The sequence below is a fragment of the Alkalibacterium subtropicum genome (assembly GCF_900112455.1).
GTDB lineage: Bacteria > Bacillota > Bacilli > Lactobacillales > Carnobacteriaceae_A > Alkalibacterium > Alkalibacterium subtropicum.
Genome location: NZ_FOLT01000003.1, coordinates 207,975 through 228,899, shown reverse-complemented (window position 1 = coordinate 228,899; position 20,925 = coordinate 207,975). Strand labels below are relative to the sequence as shown.

The 20,925-nt window shown below is 47.2% G+C and carries 12 protein-coding genes; 9 read left to right on the top strand and 3 right to left on the bottom strand.

The genetic code is table 11. The annotated features are described in order from the left end of the window. Positions 1–494: 494 nt before the first annotated feature. The gene (yidC, locus tag BM049_RS04525; protein WP_177188590.1) at positions 495–1,403 is read right to left on the bottom strand and encodes a membrane protein insertase YidC; all 909 of its coding nucleotides are present in this window, start codon (positions 1,401–1,403) and stop codon (positions 495–497) included. A 153-nt stretch (positions 1,404–1,556) separates the two neighbouring features. Then, positions 1,557–1,928 (bottom strand): acylphosphatase, encoded by a 372-nt coding sequence (locus BM049_RS04520; RefSeq protein WP_091529013.1) that lies wholly within the window; start codon positions 1,926–1,928, stop codon positions 1,557–1,559. Between the two features lie 176 nt (positions 1,929–2,104). Between BM049_RS04520 and BM049_RS04515 the strand changes: the two genes are divergently transcribed. The 5 genes from BM049_RS04515 to BM049_RS04495 all read left to right on the top strand — a co-directional run bounded on the left by BM049_RS04515 (position 2,105) and on the right by BM049_RS04495 (position 9,571). After that, entirely contained in the window at positions 2,105–4,462 is a 2,358-nt protein-coding gene (locus tag BM049_RS04515; protein ID WP_091529011.1) for an FtsK/SpoIIIE family DNA translocase, read from the top strand. Between the two features lie 198 nt (positions 4,463–4,660). Continuing rightward, the gene (locus BM049_RS04510; protein ID WP_091529199.1) at positions 4,661–5,764 is read left to right on the top strand and encodes a BMP family lipoprotein; all 1,104 of its coding nucleotides are present in this window, start codon (positions 4,661–4,663) and stop codon (positions 5,762–5,764) included. Positions 5,765–5,926: 162 nt separating this feature from the next. Next, a complete protein-coding gene (locus BM049_RS04505) occupies positions 5,927–7,561 on the top strand; it encodes an ABC transporter ATP-binding protein (RefSeq protein WP_091529010.1) in 1,635 nt (544 codons plus the stop codon). Beyond that, positions 7,536–8,612 (top strand): ABC transporter permease, encoded by a 1,077-nt coding sequence (locus tag BM049_RS04500; protein WP_425426036.1) that lies wholly within the window; start codon positions 7,536–7,538, stop codon positions 8,610–8,612. Before BM049_RS04505 ends, BM049_RS04500 begins: the two co-directional genes overlap by 26 nt. A 2-nt stretch (positions 8,613–8,614) precedes the next feature. Continuing rightward, positions 8,615–9,571, top strand: coding sequence for an ABC transporter permease (locus BM049_RS04495; RefSeq protein ID WP_091529007.1), 957 nt, complete (start codon positions 8,615–8,617; stop codon positions 9,569–9,571). Positions 9,572–9,661: 90 nt separating this feature from the next. Here BM049_RS04495 and mnmM read toward each other — a convergent pair whose 3' ends face one another. After that, positions 9,662–10,225, bottom strand: coding sequence for a tRNA 5-(aminomethyl)-2-thiouridylate-methyltransferase MnmM (mnmM, locus tag BM049_RS04490; protein ID WP_091529005.1), 564 nt, complete (start codon positions 10,223–10,225; stop codon positions 9,662–9,664). A 233-nt stretch (positions 10,226–10,458) separates the two neighbouring features. Here mnmM and BM049_RS04485 point away from each other — a divergent pair, with 233 nt between their 5' ends. From BM049_RS04485 to BM049_RS04470, 4 genes are all read left to right on the top strand, one after another. Beyond that, entirely contained in the window at positions 10,459–13,452 is a 2,994-nt protein-coding gene (locus BM049_RS04485) for a muramidase family protein (RefSeq protein ID WP_091529004.1), read from the top strand. Between the two features lie 657 nt (positions 13,453–14,109). After that, on the top strand, positions 14,110–16,527 hold the full coding sequence (gene leuS, locus BM049_RS04480) for a leucine--tRNA ligase (protein WP_091529002.1): 2,418 nt from the start codon (positions 14,110–14,112) through the stop codon (positions 16,525–16,527). A 749-nt stretch (positions 16,528–17,276) separates the two neighbouring features. Further along, the gene (locus BM049_RS04475; protein ID WP_091529001.1) at positions 17,277–19,052 is read left to right on the top strand and encodes an ABC transporter ATP-binding protein; all 1,776 of its coding nucleotides are present in this window, start codon (positions 17,277–17,279) and stop codon (positions 19,050–19,052) included. Positions 19,053–19,257: 205 nt separating this feature from the next. Continuing rightward, positions 19,258–20,922, top strand: a complete 1,665-nt coding sequence (locus BM049_RS04470) for a putative polysaccharide biosynthesis protein (RefSeq protein WP_091528999.1) — start codon at positions 19,258–19,260, stop codon at positions 20,920–20,922. The last annotated feature ends 3 nt before the right edge of the window (positions 20,923–20,925 follow it).

Genomic DNA, 20,925 nt, shown 5'->3' with positions numbered 1-20,925 from the left:
GTGAATCGACAGTTGCGAGACTGAAATGTCGAACTCGCAGAGAGTGGAGAACATGAATCGACAGTCACGAGACCGAAATGTCGAATTCGCAGACAGTGGGGAACGTGAATCGACAGTTGCGAGACTGAAATGTCGAATTCGCAGACAGTGGAGAACGTGAATCGACAGTTGCGAGACTGAAATGTCGAACTCGCAGACAGTGGAGAACGTGAATCGACAGTTACGAAACCGAAATGTCGAATTCGCAGAAAGCGGAGAACGTGAATCGACAGTTACACCACCAGAATGTCGAACTCACTAACAGAAAGCTTGATGAGCGCGCACTTTGAGTATGCTGCATCCATATTAGGACAGCAATCGCCAGGGGCGATTGCTTACCACTCTAAAGACCTTAAAAGATAAAATGAAACGAGGTGTCACGGGACACCTCGTCGCCCCCATTTAAAAGGCAAAAAGAAAAAGGAGACGCCGCGGCGTCTCCTTTTATCATCCTGTTATTTATTGCGCTGTTGTTTACCGGAATTTCTGCGTTCTTTCTGTTCAAACGGACTACGGTTGCGTCGTCTGTCTTTAGCGGAAGGCGCAGGATTCAGCTGGTTTGCTTCTGTCTCAGTTTCTGTGGCTTGAACTGTTTTACGCTTGCGTTTCTTACGTTTGATGACAGGTTTGCCCCCGTGCTTTTTCTCCATCTCTTTTTCCAGTTTAGGCTTGTAGTAGAGGTTCGTGATCAGTGATTGACCGATCGCGACAAATCCGCCGGCGAACCAGTACAAGGTCAAACCAGCCGGACCAGTGATCGAGAACATCAGGATCATCACAGGACTCATGTACATCATGGCACCTGACTGCTTGCGCGTTTCTTCAGGCATGCCGGCCTGCATGACTTTTGTCTGGACGAAATACAGGATACCGGTAAATACGGCAAGCAAGATACTTGGATCACCCAAATTGATGCCTAACCATGTGGCGCTTTGAATGGATTCGGACATGCGGATCGCCTGGAACATTGCGGTGAAAACCGGCAATTGGATCAGCAAAGGCAGACAGCCGGACAAACCGCCAAGCATATTGACGTTGTTCTCGCGGTAAATCTCCATCATTTCCGCCTGCAGTTCCTGTTTTACTTTTGGATCGTCGGTTTCTTTCATTTCGGCCTGTATCTCATCGGTAACGGGTTTGACCGTCGACATTTTAGCCTGCTGTTCCATAGTCGTACGCTGTTGTTTGATCGATAAAGGTAAGATCAAAATACGAACGATAAAAGTGATGGCGATGATCGCCAATCCGTAACTGCCTGTAAAATCCGCCAGAATTTCTATAAACTGCTGCGTCGGCAGAACCAGGTAGTCAAAGAGGAACTGGGAAAACCCTCCGGTAGGATCGCCGGCCTCATCGACTCGCATACATCCTGATAAAAATAAAACGATGGAAAGCATTCCACCTGATAATAGCCATCTTTTAGTACGGTTTTTCAATTCTATTCAATCCTTTAAGTTAAAGTAGTGGTGTGGTTTCTAACATGCTATTGACCACTATACCTTAATGGAAGAAAGAATTCAATTAGCCTGGGAAAAGTTTGATTTTTCTTCAATGTTTTCGTCATAGGTCACGACAACTTTTTCCACTTGCGCCGCTGGTGAAGGGCCTTTGCGCAGGGCTTCGATAAAGCGGCTCAATTGTTCCCGGTCACCCATGGCTTCAACATGAACCGTTCCATCAGGTTCATTACGCACAATGCCTTTGATCCCTAACTCATCCGCGGTCTGTTTGGTAGAAAAGCGGAACCCCACTCCCTGCACGCGTCCAGAAATATCGGCCCTGATTTTCTGTTCGCTGATATTTTCCGATGGGTCATTCGCATAAATGACTTCCCCACTGGATTCCCTGTCTTTTCCCTGATCAAAAAAATCTTTAAAAATAGAGCCCATCCTAGATCCTCCTCTTTGATAGTGCTGTAGATACATTCTTATAGTAACAGTTTACTTGTCTGTAGCGGTAAAGGTCAAAGAATAAGGATCGCTGGACACTCAGATTTTGGGCCGACCTACCTTGAAAGGACATTTCATGCTATAATTAATCAGAATATAAAGGAAGGAGTGCAGAAATGGCACGCACAAAGAAACGAGGAAGGCCAAAGAAAAAACAGCACGTTGTAGCTCCGGAATGGATCGGATTCATCCTGTCGTTCGTGAGTATCCTGACATTAGGATCGTTCGGATTCGTTGGGCGCTTTTTTACCAATGTCCTGCGTCTGTTCGTCGGCGAAACCTACACGTTTTCAGCAATTATTTTATTAGGATTAGGCATATATCTCATCCTCAAAGGGGACTGGCCAAGTTTGAAAGGGCATCGAACGAGAGGCGGGGCGCTTTTATATACAGCCTGGCTCGTTTACCTGCACTCAAGATGGTTCGCGCCGATCATAACTGATTCCATAAACAGTATCGAGGCCACTTGGCGTTTTTTCTGGCCGCAGTTCATGTCTAACAGTGTCGGGACCGATATAGGTGGTGGCATGATCGGTGCGCTGTTCTTCAGTATCAGCTACTTCCTGTTCAGTGTAGTGGGGACATATCTGATGATCATTGCGCTCGTCTTTTTCGGGATCATGACTTTTTTCCAGTTTTCCTACCGTCAACTGTTTGACCGCATAAGACATGCGCTCAAAGCTGTCCTTATGTGGATAGGTAATGGCTTCAAGGCATTAAGAGCCAAGCGTTCTGAAAAAGCAAAAACCAGAAATAGAAGCAAAGCTAAGTCTAAAAAGGCGAAAAAGAAAGCAGACAAAGCAATGGCCACTCAGCCTGCGGATCCCTCCGAAGACACCATCGCACCGCTTCAGGAGCAGGAATCTGAGCAGACTGCACTGGAAATCGAAGGCTATCAGGAGCTGCAGGCCAAATACAAGCAGCAGACGGAAAATCAAGAGTCTGCGAAGAAGGCCAAAGAGGCCAGTCAGTCAGATGAAGGCAACGAAGATGGCCCAGTGGAGTTTGAGATCGGCGAGGAAGAAAACCAGTCGTATAAACTTCCGCCTGTTACCCTTCTAGCTGAACACGAAGCCGTTGATCAGTCGGATGAATATTCGATCATCCAGAAAAACGTTAAAAAACTGGAAGAAACCTTTGAAAGTTTTGGTGTCAAAGCCAAAGTGACCAAAGCCAATCTCGGGCCGGCGGTAACGAAATATGAGATCCAGCCCGCCACCGGTGTGAAAGTCAGCAAGATCGTCAACTTAGCTGACGATCTGGCCTTGGCGCTAGCTGCCAAAGACATTCGTATGGAAGCCCCGATCCCTGGTAAAGCGGTCATCGGGATCGAAGTGCCGAACTCGGAAGTTTCGACCGTATCCTTTAGAGATACGATCGAAGGACAAGCGAATAATAAAGACAAACTTTTAGAAGTACCTTTAGGACGAGACATCGCCGGCAATGTGGCCATGGCAGATCTGGCTAAAATGCCCCATTTGCTTGTCGCGGGTGCGACCGGTTCAGGGAAATCCGTCTCGATCAACGGCATGATCACCAGTCTCTTGCTTAAAGCGAAACCAAATGAAGTCAAGCTGATGATGATCGACCCGAAAATGGTCGAATTGAACGTTTATAACGGTATTCCACATCTATTGACACCTGTAGTCACCAACCCGAAGAAAGCCGCTCAGGCTCTGCAAAAAGTGGTTCAGGAAATGGAACGGCGCTATGAACTGTTTGCGGCCAGCGGTACCCGAAATATGGAGGGCTACAATCAGTACGTCAAGAAGAAGAACGCTGAAGATGACGAAGGCTTATTGCCCCTGCCGTTCATCGTCGTCATTGTTGATGAGCTGGCGGATCTTATGATGGTGGCTTCCAATGAAGTCGAAGATGCGATCATCAGGCTTGCTCAAATGGCCCGGGCTGCAGGGATCCATATGATCCTGGCTACGCAGCGCCCCAGTGTGGACGTCATCACGGGGATCATTAAAGCGAATGTTCCGTCACGTATTGCGTTTGCCGTATCCAGCGGGACCGACTCGCGTACCATTTTAGACAGTAATGGAGCGGAGAAACTTTTAGGCCGGGGAGACATGCTCTTTCAGCCTATGGGCGCCAATAAAGCGACCCGTGTGCAGGGGGCGTTTATTTCAGATGATGAAGTGGAAGCCATTGTACACTTTGTAAAAGATCAGCAGGAAGCTAATTATGTAGAAGAAATGATCCCTAAAGATGAACCGAAAACTGAGGCAGGCGAATCAGAAGATGACTTGTACAGCGATGCGGTCGATCTCGTCGTCGATATGCAGACGGCCAGCATTTCATTGTTACAGAGACGTTTCAGGATCGGATACAACCGGGCAGCGCGGATCGTTGATGAAATGGAAGTGAGGGGGATCGTCGGCCCGCATGAAGGATCCAAACCGAGAGAAGTCCTTGTCACGGAGGAAGAGATGCATCAGACTGGGGCTCAATCAGAAGAACAGTAAGTATGTGTAAATAATGAGGGGGATTTAAAGTAAGATTAAAAAATTTTAACTTTCCTTTTTATTACAGGAGTGTTACTATATATCCATGAAAGGGTTAACAGTTGAACTATTACAGTATTCTCAAGTGGTTTTCTGTAATAGAACTTCTTTGTCCCTTAAAGCAACTAAAAAACAGTAGGGGGAATTATCGTGTCAAAAATGAAGTTAAGAAGTTTACTCGCAATTGGTTCATCAGCATTTCTTTTAGCAGCTTGTCAAGGTGAAGATGCATCAAATGGAGCATCTGACGAGCCAGCAACTGAAGAAGAAGATACAGGATCAGATGCCGGTGAAGACACAGCTGAAGATACAGAAGCTGTTGATTTTTCAATCGCAATGATCACCGATGAAGGTGGCGTAGACGACCGTTCATTCAACCAGTCAGCCTGGGAAGGTATGCAGGAATGGGGCGAAGAACACGGACTAGAAGAAGGCGAAGGGTATGCTTACTACCAGTCAGATGACTCAGCAGACTTCGTGCCTAACTTGAATCAGGCTTTAGCAGACGGCTATGACATTATTTATGGTATTGGTTACTTGCTGCTAGACTCAGTCAACCAGGTAGCAGATCAGAACCCGGATCAGCACTTCGGTATCGTCGATGATGTTTCTGACCGCGACAATGTTGTATCTCTTACTTTTGCAGACCATGAAGCAGCATTCTTAGCAGGTGTTGCAGCAGCAGAAACAACTGAAACAGGCCAAGTCGGATTTATCGGTGGGATCGCCGGACCGATCATCGACCGTTTCGAAACAGGATTCACAGCAGGTGTTGCTCACGTTGATGACAGCATCGAAGTAGACGTACAGTACGCAGAATCATTTGGTGACGCAGGTATTGGTCAGCAGATCGCAGCGGGTATGTTCTCAAACGGAGCAGACGTCATTTATCACGCAGCTGGTGCGGTAGGTAACGGTGTATTTACTGAAGCCCGTAACCGTATGGAATCAGATCCAGACACTCAATTATGGGTGATCGGTGTTGACCGTGACCAGGAAGAAGAAGGCGAATACGACGGCGGAAACCTGACGTTGACTTCAACAATCAAAAAAGTAGGAACAGCTATCCAGGAATCTGCTAACACAGCTATGGAGAGTGAATTCCCTGGTGGTGAAACGATTGCTTATGGTTTAGAAGAAGGCGGTGTTGACTTGGTAGAAGGTAACCTGTCTGAAGATGCTTGGTCAACCGTACAAGAAGTTCGTCAAGGCGTCATTGACGGAGAAATCGAAGTACCAGAATTTTCATACAGTCAAGAATAATTAAATACTTTAAAGTTCAGAGTTCTAGAAGTTAATAGTTAAGCGCTGGTCTATCGGCTGGCGCTTTTTCTAATAATTCAATTAAATCACTTGCACAAATACTTTGAATAAGTAATAATGTGTAATGTTATAAAATATAACGAAGATAGGGAGGGATCGGTAGTGGCACAGACAGAAAAAGTCATAGAAATGAAAGGCATTACAAAAAAATTCGGCGAATTCAAAGCGAATGATAATATTCATTTAAATGTCGAAAAAGGTGAGATTCACGCCCTTTTAGGAGAAAATGGTGCGGGGAAATCCACGTTGATGAACATATTGTCTGGATTGTTAGAACCGACTTCAGGAGAAATATACGTAAACGGTAAGAAAGAAATAATTGATTCCCCAGAAAAAGCGAATCAGTTAGGTATTGGTATGGTGCATCAGCATTTCATGCTCGTAGATAAATTTACAGTAGCTGAGAACATTATGTTAGGTAAAGAGAAGCATCATTACGGACTGATGGACGAAGAAGGCGCTGAAAAAGATGTAAAAAAATTATCGGACCGCTATGGACTGACGGTCGATCCATCTGCCCGTATCGAAGATATCACGGTCGGAATGCAGCAGCGTGCTGAAATCCTCAAAACACTTTTCCGAGGAGCGGACATTCTGATTTTCGATGAACCGACAGGGGTGCTGACGCCACAGGAAATCGATGAACTGATGGATATCATGAAAAAACTGACAGATGAAGGCAAATCGATCATCCTGATCACGCATAAACTGGATGAGATCAAAAAAGTTGCTGACCGCTGTACAGTAATTCGTCGTGGTAAGAGTATCGACACGGTCGACGTAAAAACAACGTCTCAGCAGGAACTGGCTGACATGATGGTCGGACGTTCTGTTTCATTTAAAGTCGATAAAGTAGCCAGCAAGCCCAAAGGCCCTGTTCTTGAAATCAAAAACCTGACTGTAAAAGAATCTCGTGGATTAGATGCAGTAAAAGGTATCGATCTTGAAGTCAAAGCAGGTGAAGTTTTAGGTATAGCCGGTGTTGACGGCAACGGCCAGTCAGAACTCATTCAGGCCATTACAGGTCTGACCAAAGTAGAATCGGGGACGATCAAACTTGACGGTCAGGATATCACAGGTAAAAAACCCCGTGAAATCACTGAGACCGGGTTAGGACACATTCCTGAAGACAGACATCGTCACGGTCTGGTCTTGCCTATGAAGCTGGAAGAAAACATGAGTCTTCAACAGTATTATCAGGAACCGTTCAGCAAAAATGGATTCTTGAAACATGACAAAATCAAAGAATACGCTAAGAAACTGATCAAAGAGTTCGATGTCCGTACACAAAGCGAAGAATCTACAGCGGCTTCACTGTCTGGCGGTAATCAGCAGAAAGCGATCATTGCGCGTGAAATCAGCAGAAATCCTGCTTTACTGATTGCAGCACAGCCAACACGTGGGCTGGATGTCGGTGCGATCGAATATATTCATAAGCGTCTGATAGAACAGCGGGATAATGGAAAAGGCGTATTGCTTATGAGCTATGAATTAGATGAAGTTATGAATGTATCTGACCGAATTGCTGTTATGTACGATGGAAAAATCATTGCTGTTGTCAATGCAGACGAAACGTCAGAAAATGAATTGGGTCTCTTGATGGCTGGTGTGCCGCTTGAAAAAGCGAAACAGGAATTAGCCAATAAAGATATTAAAGCGGGAACGGCTGGAGCAGCCGGAACTGCTGAAGAAGATGGAAAGGAGCGTGAGACTGTTGCTAACGACGAATCAAAATAGATTAAATGCCTTGCTCATCCCTACTTTATCCATTCTTTTAGGATTCATTTTTGGAGCTCTTCTAATGCTGTTTTTCGGCTATAATCCGATCGAGGCGTATCAGGCAATGTTAGCGGGTGTATTCAACAGCCCCTACTTCATGGGTGAAGCGATGAGACAAGCTACAGTCCTGACATTTACTGGTTTGGGGTTTGCTATTGCATTTAAAGCGGGATTCTTCAATATTGGTGTCGCTGGTCAACTGCTGGCTGGATGGGTTGCTGCCATATGGGTAGCTCTAAGTTTCCCTGATCTGCCAAGAATCATCCTGCTTACGCTGAGTATTGGTGCTGCGATCATTGCCGGTGCTGTATGGGCTGGTATTGCCGGGGCCTTGCGCGCTTATTTTGGCACAAGTGAAGTTATCGTTACGATCATGTTGAACTATACAGCGCTGCATTTAACTAACTACATCATAAGAAGTGTCCTGACTACCGGGAACACAACAGAACGAGTCAGTGAGAATGCGAGCCTGAGAGTCGGCTGGTTAACGACCCTGACACAGGGATCACGAATCAATATGGGGTTATTCATTGCTATTGCTGTAGTTATTTTATATTGGGTATTCATGACTCAGATGACAGCCGGTTTTGAAGTCAGAGCAGTAGGATTGAACCCGGATGCTTCAACTTATGCTGGTATGAGTGCTGAGAGGAATATCATTTTATCCATGCTGATCAGTGGTGGTTTAGCAGGATTAGGTGGGGCCATTCATGGCTTGGGTACATTTGGTAACATTTTTACTCAGAGTGGACTGCCAAGCTTAGGATTCAACGGAATCGCCGTAGCCTTGCTTGGTTTAGGTAATCCGATCGGAATATTCTTCTCTTCTATTTTATTCGGTGTCCTTGATGTCGGAGCCGGCTTTATGCCTAACCGCGCGGGTGTACCAGATGAAATGGCCGATATCGTTATTGCTGCAATCATCTTCTTTGTCGGCGCGAACTATATCATTCGTGTGGCACTGGATAAAATGCGCAGCAGTAAAACTGCAGAAAAAGGAGGAGAATAGGCATGAATATTGTTTCATTGTTACAGTTGATCGTTTCAAGTTCTCTGATCTATGCCGCTCCACTGATTTTTACTGCCATAGGCGGGGCATTCTCTGAGCGTGGCGGGATCGTTAATATCGGGCTGGAAGGCATCATGGTCATGGGAGCCTTCGCATCAGCTATCTTCAATCTGACGTTTACAAGTACATTTGGTGACATGACTCCATGGCTTGGACTGCTTGCAGGTGCTCTGATCGGAATCCTGTTTTCGCTTATTCACGCTGTGGCGACAGTACATCTCCGTGCCGATCATATCATTTCAGGTACTGTTATCAACCTGGCTGCCCCTGCTCTGGCAGTGTTTCTGACACGTGCTATTTATGGTGCTGCTCAAACAGGGCCATTGGCAGAACCTTTCGGTCGGGCTAATATATTCCTGCTGCATAGAATTCCAGTGATCGGACCGATCTTTTTCGAGAATACTTCCGGTCCAGCATATCTGGGTATTCTGGTAGCTGTCATTTCTTGGGTGGTCATGTTCAAAACACGTTTTGGCCTGCGCCTTCGTTCAGTAGGTGAACACCCGCATGCCGCAGAAACGTTAGGGATCAATGTTTATTTCATGAAATATGCCGGTGTACTGATTTCCGGATTATTAGGCGGGATCGGTGGTGCGATTCAGGCTCAGGCCATCAGTAATGAATTTGGTGTCCTGACCATTGCTGGTCAAGGATTTATCTCATTGGCTGCAATGATCTTCGGTAAATGGAACCCGCTGGGCGCCATGGGAGCAGCTATCTTCTTTGGGTTTGCTCAGAGTCTGGCACGTATCGGGAACTATATCCCAATTATTCAGGACATACCAGGGATCTGGCTGCAAATCATGCCATATCTCTTGACTATTATCGTATTGGTCGGTGTCGTCGGGAAAGCTGTCGCACCTAAAGCGATCGGTAAGACATTTATCAAATCTAAATAATCTGATAGAAGAAAAAACCATTCGATGATTTTCATCGAATGGTTTTTTTGTGGTTTCATCCATCAGTCTTTGCAGGAAGGCTTTTCTAACCTACCTTTTCTCGATGGCGATCATAAAAGGTGGTGAGTGTTTCTGATTGATGAACTGATAGTTCAAAACAGAATATTTATTCTGCGGCAGCTGTTTTACATAATCTGTCACGGCTTCCATTTCTTCCCGGCCGCCTTCATGGCCGTAATAGATCATAAGCAGGAGCAGACCACAATGTTTTAAATGGTCTAATGCCTGTTCGATACTTTTTATAGTCGTTTCGGGAAGCGTCACGATCGATTTGTCCCCATGAGGTAAATAGCCTAAGTTATAGACGACTAAGGAGACTTCCTGAGAAGGAGACAGGACATCGTTAAGTTCTTCGTGTCCCTTATGGTAAAGAGTGACGCGATGATCAAGTTTGGCTTCGATCAGTTTCTTTTGGGTCGTGTCGAGGGCGGATTTTTGAATGTCGAAACCTATGACCTGTCCGTTGTCTCCGACACAGTGGGCAAGCGTCAACGTGTCATGACCGTTGCCGACAGTCGCGTCAATCACGGTATCGCCTATCCGTACAGCCTGCCTCATTAAATTTTGTGTATATGAAAGTGCTGAATGCAGCATATCCGTGTCCTCCTTTTAAAATGTGATCCGGGATGATTTGCCGGTCGTTCGGTGAATGTCTGCCCCCTGCAGGTTATTTACAGAAAAAGTGGGGCATAAAAGTACAGCGTGAATAATATTACAATTAGGTTACAAAGATAAATTAGAACTTTTTACGTATTTCAACTTTCATAAAAGAGCGATATAATGTATAAATATAAGCGGTTTCATATCGGGAAGGAGCAATCACTTTGATGACTAAAAGACAATACATGCCCCTGGAACCAAAAGCTAAGCTGAAAATCAGGACCAGGTTCCTCTTTGTATCTACCGGGATACTCGCAGGACTGATCACTATGAGCGGAACACCTCAAGCGGTAGACGCTGAAGGATTAGATGTAGACCAAGAAAAACTGCAGGAACTGTATGAGCAGTATCACCAGATCGATACAAATGACACGCTTGATAGCGAAGCCGAAGGTTCACTTCAAAGTGACAGTGGACGGACTCAGGAAGATGAAGAAGAATTAAAGTTCATAAAAAAACAGCTGATAAAAATGATCGAACTGGCCGGGGGACACGAGATCCTGGAGCAATTACATAATCATTCATTATCTTACGACCAGCTGGATACTATATTTACTATTTTACTAAATCAGCAGCTGAATACCAAGTCAGAAAAACCGGTTGAAATTGAAAAAAATATTAATGATGCTGTTTTCAAAAAACAGAATAAAACAGACAGTGAGAAAAGAACTCCTTTGTCTATAACGACTGAGACCGACTTGTCTGATGATGAAAAACTGACCGGTGACCTGAAAGAAGAAAATGAAAAACCCACAAAGCCAGAGGATGGTATATCCACAGTCGATGGTAGAAATAGCAAGACTCAAGAAAAGGGCGACGAAGTCCAGGAGACTGAAACAAGCCGGGTGACTACAACTGATGATTTAGAGGAACCATTGGTTTATGTCGTCAAGTCAGGTGATACTTTAGGAAAAATCGCCCAGACCTACGGAACAACGGTCAACACGCTCGCCGCACTGAATAAAATCTCTGATGTGAATCGGTTATCTGTCGGGCATGTCCTGGCTGTCAACGAAGCTGGAAAAGAAGAAGCTCGGAAACCGCAGCCGACGAAACCGAGTGACCTGAACAATCTAGCCACCCCTGCCGAGTTTGTGGAGAACATTTCCGGTTATGCTCAGCGTGTGGCCAGTGAACAGAATTTGTACGCCTCCGTGATGATCGCTCAGGCGAGCCTTGAATCGGGTTATGGTAAGAGCAGTTTATCCGCTCCACCGAACCATAATCTGTTCGGCATAAAAGGAACTTATAATGGACAGTCGGTCGCCAAGCGTACGCAGGAATATTATAAAAGTACAGGTTGGATCACGATCATTGATGATTTCAAGAAATACCCGTCCTACGAGGAATCCCTTCAGGATAATGCCGACTTGCTGCGCAGAGGCTTGAGAAGCAACGGAGCATTCTACTCAGGGACCTGGGCCGAGAACACAACGAGTTACCGGGATGCAACCCTTTGGCTGCAGGGAAGATACGCAACGGATCCGACCTATGCATCCAAACTGAACAGGATCATTGAACAGTTCGACCTGACCCGTTTTGATATCGTCGAGCTGAATAAAGACAGTTCAGAAAATAACCTGCCGGATACACCGGAAAATCCATTTGAAGATGCAACGACATATCAAGTCGTCAGCGGTGATACGTTGAGCAGGATCGCTCAGAAGCTCAATACGACGCTGCGGGAGCTGAAAACAGCCAACAAACTGACCGGTGATCTGATATTCGTCGGACAGGAACTCGTCGTGCCAGCAGGACCGACCGGTGAACAGTCTGAAGTTGGCCTGGAAAAACCAGAGCATCCGGCTGATCACCGGGACAAAGATGAAGATGTCACAGAGCAGCCGGATCAAGGTGAAGATGGCCCGACTGATGTCCCAGTCGAAGAGGAAAAAGAGGGGGCCGAAACGGCAAGCACCGCAGACCGTTACAAGGTGGTCAGCGGGGACACGCTCTCAAAAATCGCCAAGCGTTTCAGCACCACTGTTTCTCAGCTGAAACAATGGAATAGGCTGACCGGAGACGTCATTTATGTGGGACAGAAGCTGACCGTCTCAGCAGCAGATAATACACCGGAAGAAAGTAAAAAGCCTATGGCGGACCAGGAACAAAGCGCTGAAAAAGACCAGGAGGAGCAAACCGCCTCCTTCGTACGAGTGGTCCGTGGCGACACCTTATCCCAGATAGCCAAACGCTATGGTACGACGGTCGCCGCTATTCAGAAAGCCAACAAGCTGTTGTCCGATCGGATCTATGTCGGACAGCGTTTGACCCTTCCAGACTCAGCTGTTCCTGATACAAAACCAGAATCAGAGCGGCCGGTGACTGAAAAAGAAGGAAAACCGGAAACGCCGGAAGTGGTCCCTCCCTCTAGCGACAGAGAGGAGACGAGCTATGTCGTCAAGTCAGGTGATACGTTGGGATACATTGCCAGGCGTTTTGAGACGACGGTCGCTCGGCTGAAAGAACGGAATGGCCTTTCTTCTGACCTGATCCGCGTCAGGCAGAGATTGAGCGTTCCTGTTGACAAGGCAGAAACAGCCCAGCCTGAACCGTCTAAGCCGGCTGAAAAACCGGTGAAGGAAAACAGCGGAAAAACTGAAAAAGAACAAACAACGTCCTCTGCAACCTATACAGTAAAATCGGGGGATACCTTAAGTCGAATCGCCAGACATTTTGAGTCGACTGTTTCATATCTCAAATCAGTAAACAAACTGACCACCGACATCATTTTCGTCGGTCAGAAATTGACTGTCAGGGAGTCAGTACAGGAAAAAGAAGAGGAACACGCGGCAGAAAAACCCGCTGAATCATCCGCGCCTGAAAAAAATACACGTTTGACGTATCAGGTCAAAGCAGGTGACACGCTTTCCCGCATTGCGAAAGTATACAAGGTAAGTGTCAGTCAGCTGAAAAAGTGGAACGCATTGACCAGTGACATCATCTTTGTCGGTCAGAATCTGACTGTGAACGTCCCGGCGGTTGAACCTGAAAGGACTGGCTTAGTAAAATCAGAGTCAGAAGTCAAGGCCTATACTGTGAAAGCGGGCGATACATTATCACACATAGCTAAAGGTTTGAACCTGTCAGTCAGCGAACTGAAAGAAATGAACGGCCTGAAAAGCGATCTGATTTTTGTGAATCAGCGTTTGACGGTCTGATATAATGAGAAAACCAGCTGCGTATCGCGTGGCTGGTTTTTAATTATGTTCAGATTTGTTGCAGGGTATTTAGAACAAGTGACCGGTTACTTTAGCTTCACTTGTTCCGATAAGCTGTTTGCGGGACAAGTGGAGGAGATTTTAGGACTCACTGCTCACGTTTGACGATCATCTTCACAAGTGACGACACTTTTTCTGTTCACTTGTGAAGATGCTCAACGCCCAAAAAGACATTCCCCCGCATACGATTTTTTTAAATCAAAGCCGGTTTCGGTCCGAGTACGCATTCAGCGTCAAATAAGTGTTGCGACGGTCTTAAAGCTTTGGTATGATAAGACCAAGATTTAAATGCTTTGCAGGAGTAGTAAGTGATTTGTCTGACTTAGAGAGTGTATGGGTGGTGAAAATACACGAGACGATAACTGAACTCGCCGGCAGTCGATGCAGCTTTAAGGTGTCAGAGCCTTAAGGACGTTCTCCGCGTTAAGGAAAGAGGCTGCCCGGTATTCTTTGAGTATCGGACGGCAAATATAGGTGGTACCGCGAATTTAACGCCCTATGATCAGTGAAATTATGCTGACCATGGGCTTTTTTATTTGTCGCTGTAATCATCGAACAACGATTAAGAAAAGCTAATCAAAAAAGGAGAGAAACAACATGTCTTTTAATCATCACGATATCGAAAAGAAATGGCAGGATTTCTGGGAAGAAAATCATACCTTCAAGGCTACAGAAGACGACAACAAGGAATTCTTTTATGCCCTTGATATGTTCCCGTATCCGTCCGGACAAGGCCTGCACGTCGGTCATCCGGAAGGCTATACTGCGACGGATATCATCTCACGGATGAAACGCAGTCAGGGCTATAATGTGCTGCATCCGATGGGCTGGGATGCCTTTGGACTGCCGGCTGAACAGTATGCCCTGGACACAGGTAACGACCCGGCTGAATTCACGGAAAAAAATATCCAGACCTTCAAGCGTCAGATCAATTCGCTTGGGTTCAGTTATGATTGGGACAGAGAGATCAACACCACAGATCCAAAGTACTATAAATGGACGCAGTGGATCTTTACGAAGCTGATGGAACATGACCTGGCTTATCAGGCAGAAGTCCCTGTCAACTGGTGTCCGGCTTTAGGCACGGTTCTGGCCAATGAAGAAGTCATCGACGGAAAATCAGAGCGCGGCGGACATCCGGTCTACCGCAAGCCGATGAAACAGTGGATGCTCAAGATCACGGCCTATGCCGACCGTCTGCTTGAAGACTTGGAAGACGTGGACTGGCCTGAACACATCAAAGACATGCAGCGCAACTGGATCGGGAAGTCCGAAGGGGCCGAAGTGACCTTTGACGTCAAAGATTCATCAGCATCCTTCTCCGTCTTCACGACACGTCCGGATACCCTGTTCGGGGCAACGTATGCAGTACTGGCACCGGAATCTGATCTGGTCGACAAGATCACGTCAGCCGAACAGAAAGAAGCGGTCGAGGCCTACCGTAAAGAAGCGGATAAAAAATCCGATCTGGAACGAACAGACTTGAATAAAAACAAAACGGGCGTCTTCACAGGAGCCTACGCCATCAACCCGGTCACTGAAGAAGAGATGCCGATCTGGATCGCCGACTATGTTCTGGCTTCTTATGGAACGGGCGCGATCATGGCGGTACCGGCACATGATGAACGCGACTATGAGTTTGCACAGAAGTACGACTTGGAAGTCCGTCCTGTCCTTGAAGGCGGCGATACCACGAAAGAAGCCTTTGTCGGCGACGGCAAGCACATCAATTCCGATTTTATCAATGGTATGGGACTTGAAGAAGCCACTGACACGATGATTGCCTTCCTTGAAGAGAAAAACATCGGTGAACGAAAAACGACCTATCGTCTGAGAGACTGGCTCTTTGCCCGCCAGCGTTACTGGGGCGAACCGATCCCTGTGATCCACTGGGAAGACGGTACGACAAAGGCAGTCCCTGAAGAAGAACTGCCTGTGATCTTGCCGAAAACGACGGAAATCAAACCGTCAGGAACGGGCGAATCACCGCTTGCGAACATCACCGACTGGGTCAATGTCGAAGATGAAGAAACAGGCATGAAAGGCAAACGCGACACCAATACCATGCCGCAGTGGGCAGGCAGCTCCTGGTACTTCCTGCGCTTCATCGATCCCGACAACCAAGAGATGCTGGCAGATCCTGAAAAACTGAAAAAATGGCTGCCGGTCGATTTGTACATCGGCGGGGCAGAGCATGCCGTGCTGCACTTGTTGTATGCGCGCTTCTGGCACAAATTCCTGTACGATCTGGACCTGGTCCCAACCAAAGAACCATTCCAGAAACTGTACAACCAGGGGATGATCCTGGGCGAGAACAACGAGAAGATGTCGAAATCAAAAGGCAATGTCGTCAATCCGGACGATGTGGTCGACCAGTATGGAGCAGACACGCTGAGAGTCTATGAGATGTTCATGGGACCACTGGACGCAGCGATCGCCTGGAGCGAAGAAGGACTGGAAGGCTCACGCCGCTTCCTTGACCGTGTCTGGCGTCTGTTCGTTGACGAAGATGGCAAACTTCGCGACCGCATCACGACCTATAACGACAAGTCGCTTGAAGTGGTCTACCACCAGACGGTGAAAAAAGTGACCGAAGACTTTGAAGCTCTTCAGTTCAATACCGCTATTTCTCAGCTGATGGTCTTCACGAATGCGGCTTATAAGACAGAAGGTCTGCCTTTAGAGTACGTTAAAGGGTTCATTCAGATGCTGGCTCCTGTAGCACCGCACTTGGGCGAAGAACTTTGGGCAAAAGTGACCGGATCTGAAGAAAGCATTTCTTACGAACCTTGGCCTGCGTTTGACGAGACGAAACTGGTCAAAGACGAAGTCACCGTGGTCTTCCAGGTGAACGGTAAAGTCCGTTCGAAGGCACAGGTCTCAAGTTCCATCTCCAAGGATGAGCTGGAAGCGATGGCTATGGAAAATGAACGTATCCAGGAATTTATCGAAGGGAAAACGGTCCGCAAAGTGATCGTTGTTCCTGGTAAACTGGTCAATATTGTAGCGAATTGATTTTTTAAAAGGATTCAATGGAGAGGGGATCAGCTCAGGCTGATTCCTTTTCCTATTTAAATGAAAAACATCACTGGGGTTGACTGATTTAGATGGAAAGAACAAATAGTTTCTGTCGGAAAGCGTCTTAAACCGTAGCTCAAGCGATGCAGGTGTGCGAGTTCCTGTTACCGAGACTGATAACTATAACTCGATCGATCGCTGGTCAACGGGTTCCTGTTATGAAGCGCCATAACCCCAGCTGGGTAGTTGTAAAGGGCATGGGTTCCTATTATAAGAGCCGATAACCGTAACCCGGATTAGCCAAAGTGAGCGAGTTCCTATTGTACCGGCTGATAACCGGTACTCGCAGACGATTTGATTTTTGACATAGTGCTATAGAACTCCATAAGCGGAACTCACGCGCTTTTTAACAGTGAGTTTCGGGAATAGCGCTATATTCTCGGAAGGGGAAGTGACTTTCGGTCTTGAATTCCCGAAATAAGCATGCAATTTCAAAACTGAAACTGACACCGGCTTTCGAGTTCCGGTAATACGCAGCAAAACAGCACAGCAACCGACAAAATTGTCTTTTTCAGAAAAAGTCGGGGATGATAATCAGGAAAACTGGAGAATGAAGAACAAAGGAGGATAGAGGATGAGCCGGGCGGCTCATCCTCTTCATTTTCAATGGCTTACTTCAGTTGGATACGTTAAAATAAAGGAAAGAGTTATAACATATAGTGAGACAGGGATTGAGGAGAGAATGAATGGACAGAAAAAGAGAAGGCAAAACACCGACCAAGCAGGATTTGAAAAAATTCAGCCGCCTTTTGTGGTCGACTAATATATCCAAAGGGCTGATCGCCATCGGTCTGGCTGGGAGCATCATCTCCACACTGACCCAGCTGATGATCCCGCTGGCCACCCAGCAGTTTATCGACGGCATCGCCTTCGATTTCTTTACGCCGTGGATGATCGCCGCCGTCATCGGCATCTTCATCGTACAGGTTTTATTCAACGGTTTTTCAAATTATGTCTTGCATAAAATCGGGCAGCATGTGGTGGCGGGTTTGAGAGAGTTTCTCTGGAACAAGATCATCAGGCTCCCGGTATCATTTTTTGACCGTTATGCATCCGGAGAGATCGTCAGCCGGCTGACGAATGATACATCCATCGTGCAGAACCTGATCTCATCCTTCTTTCCGCAGTTCATCAACGGGATCCTGACCCTGGTCGGGATTTTCTTCATCCTGATCGTCATGGACTGGCAGATGACACTGGTCATGCTGACAGCGGTGCCGCTGGCTTTGATACTGACGCGTCCATTAGGCAAGCGGATCGCCAGAGTTTCCCGGGAGATGCAGGACGAGACGGCTCAGTTTTCCGGAAAAGTCCAGCAGACGATCGCAGAGATCCGACTGATGAAGTCTTCGACAGCAGAAGTTTTCGAAAAAAACAAAGGCGAGCAGAATATCGGCAAACTGTATCGCATCGGTCTGAAAGAAGGCAAGTATATCGCCATTATCGGTCCTTTGATGTACACGTTGATGATGGGCGTTATGGTCTTCGTCATCGGGTATGGCGGGGTAAGGGTGGCGCGGGGCGACATGACGACCGGACAGCTGGTCGCTTTCCTGCTGTATCTCTTCCAGGTCATTTTTCCGATCACGACCTTCATGAATTTTTTCATGCAGATCCAGAAAGCTGCCGGTGCGACAGAGCGTATCGCTCATATTCTTGAAGAAAAAGAAGAAGAGAAGTCTCAGGGGAAAGACGTCGCCATCGACGATCTGCCGATCATCTTTGATAACGTGAGCTTTTCCTATGAAGCAGATAAGGAAGTCATTAGTCAGGTCTCTTTTAAAACACGACCGGGAGAAAAAATCGCCTTTGCCGGACCGAGCGGGGGCGGGAAATCGACACTCTTCGCTCTGCTCGAACGGTTTTATAAGCCGGACAGCGGTGAGATCCGAGTGGGGGATTTACCCATCGAAGAGATCAGTCTGCAGTCCTGGCGCAGTCAGATCGGCTATGTGTCGCAGGAGAACGCGATGATGTCAGGCACGATAAGAGAAAACCTCTGTTACGGCCTGCCGGAACCGGAAAGCCTGACAGAGGACCGGTTATGGGAAGTACTTGAAATGGCCTATGCAAAAACCTTCATCGAGCAGTTCCCGGATAAGCTTGATGAAGAGATCGGTGAACGCGGCATCAAGCTGTCTGGCGGACAACGCCAGCGCATCAATATCGCCCGGGCCTTTTTAAGAGACCCTAAGATCCTGATGATGGATGAAGCAACAGCCAGCCTGGACAGTCAGTCAGAGAGGATCGTCTCACAGGCCTTGAACAAACTGATGGAGGGACGGACGACCTTCGTCATTGCCCATCGGCTGTCAACGATATTGGATGCAGACAAGATCCTATTTATCGAAGAGGGACGGTTGACTGGCATGGGTCAGCATCACGAACTGCTGCAAACCCACCCTCTCTATCAGCTGTTTGCCAGTCAGCAGTTGTCAGAAGAAAGGGATTATAACGAATGAATGACAATTCTGGTACGTTTCGTGAATCTTTACGCTAAAAGATTGCGCCTTAATCATTAAAACAGTAAAATAGAAGTTAGGTCAAAAGGAGCCGCGTGCTCCTTTTTTTCTGAATAAAAAATGATCCACTATATTTAATGTTAAAGTATAAAACTTGATCTTTAGCTTAACGTAAAAAGATACTTTGAAAGAAGGTTTCAATGCAATGACTAACGATACAACAAAACAGGCAGGTCACACAGACGATTCTCACGATAGCAGAATGGTCAGCGGCGCTGCATGGATGACAGCCGGAAGCATGACGTCCAGGATCATGGGAGCCTTGTATGTCATCCCCTGGTTCGCCTGGATGGGCGGTCAGGAACCCGGAAATGCAGCCATGGCGCTGTATCAGATGGGGTATACGCCTTATGGCTTTTTCCTTGCGCTGGCCACAGCGGGCGTGCCGTCGGCGATCTCAAAGCAGGTCAGTTACTACAATGCCCTGGGCGAGTATGAAGTGTCCAAAGGCATTTACAAGCAGGGGCTTAAAATCATGGCCTTTACTGGTGTCTTGTCGGCGCTGGTGATGTACTTCATTGCGCCGCTGATCGCTCAGTCCAGTCCGTCGGCGAATACGAGTGAAGCCGTCCTGGTCATGCGTTCACTGACGCCGGCCTTACTTATCATCCCCTCACAGAGTGTGACCCGCGGCTTCATTCAGGGCCACAACAATATGGCGCCTTCAGCTATCTCGCAGATCCTGGAACAGCTGACCCGGATCATCTTTCTTTTAAGTGCCGTCTATATGATCAGACAGGTGATGGGGGGAGAAGTCGTCACTGCCGTGGCCTTTTCTACCTTTGCGGCTTTTGTCGGGGCGATCTTTTCGCTTGGCTTTTTGGCTTATAACCTCAAGCATATGAAGACGGCCTTTGACTATGCACCGGAAGAGAGTGCAGGCAAGGTATCGGTGTCGCCGAATCAGCTGATCGTCAATATCATCAAAACCTCGATCCCCTTTATCATCATTGCTACAGGGATCATCGTTTTCCAGATGGTCGACCAGCTGACATACAGTCCGCTGATGCGGGCGTTTTCTGATATGAGTCCTGACATGATCGAAGAGACTTACGGCATCACGCAGGGGAATGCGCATAAGCTGATCATGGTGCTGACATCGTTCGGCACGGCGCTGTCGATCGCTTCTGTTCCGCTGATCAGTGACCTGATCGCCAAGAAGAATATGAATGAAGTCAGAAGACAGTTTTCAAAAGCTGTGCAGCTCCTGCTGTTTGCCATGTTCCCGGCGGCCATCGGTATGGCTATCGTTGCCGAGCCGCTGTATGCCATTTTCTACGGTCAGAGCGACCTGGGGACCAGCATCACACAGGTATCGGCTGCCATGAGCATTTTTGTTGCTTTATATGCCGTCCTGGGTAATATCCTGCAGGCCTCTAACCTGACACGTCCGGCGATCAAAGCCCTGCTTACGGGACTGGCTGTTAAAATCACCAGTCAAGTGCTGTTCGTCTGGCTGGTCGGACCATATGGCATGCTCTTGTCAGCAATCGCAGGCTTTTTGGTCAGCTGCGGACTGATGATGAAAATCATGCACAAACACACGCATTATTCTGCCACACGTCTCTTCAGGCGTTCACTGCTGATCTTCCTGATCTCTCTAGTGATGGGGGCAGGTACTGGACTGACGAAAGTCGGTCTGAACTTCGTTATCGACTACAACAGCCGGTTCCAGTCACTGCTCGCCCTGGCGATACTTGCCGTTGTCGGTATCCTCATATACGGATCACTGGCACTGAAAACGCGACTGGCTGATCGACTGGTCGGAGCGAAAGCTGCCAGCGTCAGACGTAAACTGAGAATGAACTAGACT

What these genes read in the sequence shown, in the direction of transcription:
- yidC (WP_177188590.1), bottom strand. Translation starts at nt 1,403, where the DNA reads ATGCGAGTCGATGAGGCCGGCGATCCTACCGGAGGGTTTTCCCAGTTC.
- BM049_RS04520 (WP_091529013.1), bottom strand. Translation starts at nt 1,928, where the DNA reads ATGGGCTCTATTTTTAAAGATTTTTTTGATCAGGGAAAAGACAGGGAA.
- BM049_RS04515 (WP_091529011.1), top strand. Translation starts at nt 2,105, where the DNA reads ATGGCACGCACAAAGAAACGAGGAAGGCCAAAGAAAAAACAGCACGTT.
- BM049_RS04510 (WP_091529199.1), top strand. Translation starts at nt 4,661, where the DNA reads ATGAAGTTAAGAAGTTTACTCGCAATTGGTTCATCAGCATTTCTTTTA.
- BM049_RS04495 (WP_091529007.1), top strand. Translation starts at nt 8,615, where the DNA reads ATGAATATTGTTTCATTGTTACAGTTGATCGTTTCAAGTTCTCTGATC.
- mnmM (WP_091529005.1), bottom strand. Translation starts at nt 10,225, where the DNA reads ATGCTGCATTCAGCACTTTCATATACACAAAATTTAATGAGGCAGGCT.
- BM049_RS04485 (WP_091529004.1), top strand. Translation starts at nt 10,459, where the DNA reads ATGACTAAAAGACAATACATGCCCCTGGAACCAAAAGCTAAGCTGAAA.
- leuS (WP_091529002.1), top strand. Translation starts at nt 14,110, where the DNA reads ATGTCTTTTAATCATCACGATATCGAAAAGAAATGGCAGGATTTCTGG.
- BM049_RS04475 (WP_091529001.1), top strand. Translation starts at nt 17,277, where the DNA reads ATGGACAGAAAAAGAGAAGGCAAAACACCGACCAAGCAGGATTTGAAA.
- BM049_RS04470 (WP_091528999.1), top strand. Translation starts at nt 19,258, where the DNA reads ATGACTAACGATACAACAAAACAGGCAGGTCACACAGACGATTCTCAC.